Genomic DNA, 3304 nt, shown 5'->3' with positions numbered 1-3304 from the left:
GTTTTTGATCGATGAGCTCAATAGGAATGATGCGTTGATTAGTGGTAGAGGCTGATGGTGATGTAGAGCTGACACTGTACCAAAGCAAGCTTATGAGACCAATAAAACCGAAAGATACTTGAATTCGACCAATGAGCAGCTTATTAAAAGTGATTCTGTTACGTCGCATTTTTTATTCATTTTTCTTAATGAGGAAACCGTCCATAGCCGATATTAAACCTTAACTCCCTCTGATATGTATTTACTATCATCGCAACGAGAATTAATATAGTTACGATATAACATATCATTCTATTCTACTTAGCTCGCATAGCAATAGTAAGATATCAATCAGTAAATTCCATTACTGGCGTGGGCTGCAATTTTGATCGACCGCTACAAACTTAAACACGCCACTGATGGCCTTGGTTCTGCCATCGTGATACATACTCTCAACCCACATTTCAACCCGTACTGTTAAGCTCGTTCGCCCCACGTCTGCGACTGAAGCAATAAGTTCGACCACACTTCCAGCCGGTACAGGATGCTCAAAGTCGATTCGATCGCTGCTAACCGTGACTAGACGTTTGCGTGAAAAGCGGGTGGCAGAAATGAATGAGGCTTCGTCCATCCATTGCATTGCTGTGCCACCAAAAAGTGTATCGTGGTGATTTGTCGTGTCAGGAAAAACCGCTTTAGTAATACGTGTAAGGGAGAGTTCCTTACGTTTTTCGAAAATTGAATCGTTCATTATTATCCACCAACTTTTTAGGCAACTATCAGCCAAACATCATTTACAGCGCCAACTGAACTAACATTCGAATACCTGTAATAAGCAATACAACAGCAAATACTTTTTTCAGTTTAGCCGCATCCAGTTTCGCGGCAAGCGATGCGCCAATTGGTGCAAAGAAAACAGTAAGCGGAACAATACAGATGAAACCAATCAAATTCACGAGACCATATGTACCGACAGGAGCATCGCTTGGCGTGGTTCCCAATAACAGCATCGTTAACGCGCCTGGCAAAGATATGATAAGACCAATCGCCGCAGCCGTACCAACCGCCTTGTGGGCTGGATAATTGTATAGCGTAAGCAAAGGAACAGATATTGTGCCGCCACCGATACCAACCATGGAACTAAAAAACCCAACGGACGTCCCCATCACTGATTGTCCAGCTTTGCCCGGCAAACTTGTAAATAACGCTGACTTTCCTGTTCTAAATAACATATTGAGCGCGGATAAGGTCGCGATCACACCAAATAGCATTGTCAACCACGTACCATCGACGCGCGTAACTAGCCAGCTGCCCACCAACACACCAACGAAGATGAATATGGCCCAACGTTTTAGCAGACCAAAATCTACGTTACCTTTACTGTGATGAGACCGAATGGAGCTGATTGAAGTAGGCACGATCGTCGCCAGTGAGGTGGCAGTTGCCACTACCATGGAAGACTCGGGACTGACGCCAAAGCTCTGAAACAAGAAAAACAATACAGGTACGATGACGATTCCGCCACCAACGCCTAATAATCCGGCAAGGATACCAGCAAATACTCCTGTCGCTAACAAGGCTAAAAAGGTGGGAAAGTTTTGTGTTAAAAATTCAATGATACTCATCAGTGACTACTTCTGCTTTGAGTGGTTTATCTAGGTTTGCTCACAATTGTTTTGACTTTTAAGCGGCCAATTCTCGTCTGACGATATCGGCACCAGCGCGTAAGGCTTCAAGTTTTCCTCTTGCAATTTTTCGGGATAATGGGGCCATGCCACAATTGGTGCACGGATAGAGCTTATCTGCATCGACATATTTCAAAGCGCCTCGCAAAGTCTCAGCGACCTCTTCGGGCGTTTCGATAGTTTCATTTGCTACATCAATGGCACCGACCATCACTTTCTTGCCTCGAATAAGTTCAAGAACCTCAACCGGTACGCGACCGTTATGGCACTCTAACGAAACAATATCGATATTAGATTCTCGTATCGATGGAAATGTCTCTTCATATTGTCGCCACTCCGAACCTAAAGTCTTCTTCCAGTCTGTATTGGCTTTAATGCCATAGCCATAACAAATGTGTACAGCGGTCTCGCATTTCAGACCTTCAATCGCCCGCTCTAAACACTTAATGCCCCATTCGTTGACCTCATCAATGAAGACGTTAAATGCAGGCTCATCAAACTGGATAATATCAACACCAGCCGCTTCGAGTTCCTTAGCCTCTTTGTTTAAGGCAATGGCGAATTCCCAAGCCAGTTTTTCACGGCTCTTGTAGTGCTCATCGTAAAGCGTGTCCACCATCGTCATAGGACCGGGAAGCGCCCACTTTATTGGCTGTTTGGTTTGTTTGCGTAAGAACTTCGCATCTTCAACAAACACTGCTTTCTGGCGACTCACTGGACCAACAACAGTCGGCACACTCGCGTCATAGCGATTTCGAATCCTAACCGTTTTGCGCTTATCAAAATCAACGCCGCTCAGGCTCTCTATGAAAGTCGTTACAAAATGCTGACGCGTTTGCTCACCATCACTCACGATATCTATTCCTGCATTTTCTTGCTCCTGCAAGGTAACGCGAAGTGCATCTTGTTTACCGGAGACTAAGTCCTCTCCCTCCAACTTCCATGGTGACCAGAGTTTTTCAGGTTCCGCTAACCATGAAGGCTTGGGTAAGCTACCAGCCGTCGAAGTAGGTAATAATTTTTTCATCATGAATTTCCGTCTTTTTAGGCCAATCACGAGGCTAGGTTTTGTAAAACATCGTTTGATGGGGAAAAGTTTGCCGACCATTTTTCTAGAACATTCTGGTAGGGCTTTATAAAATTCTCCTCAGCAAACTTCCCTTGCTTGATGGCTAACTGACTACGTTCCTGTCTGTCATAAACAATTTGCGTTAAGGAATGATCTGAATGCTTCAATTTTGGCTGATAGTGATTACCCGCCACCGCGTTAGCGTTGTAGATTTCAGGCCGATAGATTTTCTGGAAGGTCTCCATCGTACTGATGGTACTGATCAACTCTAGATTGGTGTAATCGCTAAGCAAATCGCCAAAGAAGTAGAACGCAAGCGGCGCGACACTGTTTGGTGGCATAAAATAACGCACTTCAAAGCCCATCTTTTTGAAGTATTGTTCAGTCAAAGAAGATTCGTTTGGTAAGTATTCAATGCCTAAGACAGGATGACCGTTTTCTGTACGTTGATAAATTTTATTATCAGACACACTCAGACAGATAACAGGCAGCTTGTTAAAGTTCTTTTTGTAAGTATCAGAGCAGATAAAATCTTTGAATAGATTGCCATGTAGATCGCCAAAGTTATCAG

Annotated in this window: 4 protein-coding genes; all 4 read right to left on the bottom strand. The window is 44.0% G+C overall.

The annotated features are described in order from the left end of the window. Positions 1 to 343: 343 nt before the first annotated feature. Positions 344 to 730 (bottom strand): acyl-CoA thioesterase, encoded by a 387-nt coding sequence (locus A3762_RS10840; protein ID WP_068755436.1) that lies wholly within the window; start codon positions 728 to 730, stop codon positions 344 to 346. A gap of 43 nt (positions 731 to 773) precedes the next feature. Next, complete coding sequence (locus tag A3762_RS10835; protein WP_068755434.1) at positions 774 to 1604, bottom strand: sulfite exporter TauE/SafE family protein; 831 nt, start codon at positions 1602 to 1604, stop codon at positions 774 to 776. Between the two features lie 58 nt (positions 1605 to 1662). Continuing rightward, a complete protein-coding gene (locus A3762_RS10830) occupies positions 1663 to 2691 on the bottom strand; it encodes a methionine synthase (RefSeq protein WP_068755432.1) in 1029 nt (342 codons plus the stop codon). Between the two features lie 26 nt (positions 2692 to 2717). Continuing rightward, on the bottom strand, positions 2718 to 3304 hold a 587-nt coding region (locus tag A3762_RS10825), incomplete at its 5' end, for a putative oxygenase MesX (RefSeq protein ID WP_156493398.1).

This window comes from Oleiphilus sp. HI0125, assembly GCF_001635355.1.
The sequence above is the reverse complement of the archived record's forward strand: the minus strand, read 5'-3'. Positions and strand labels throughout refer to the sequence as shown.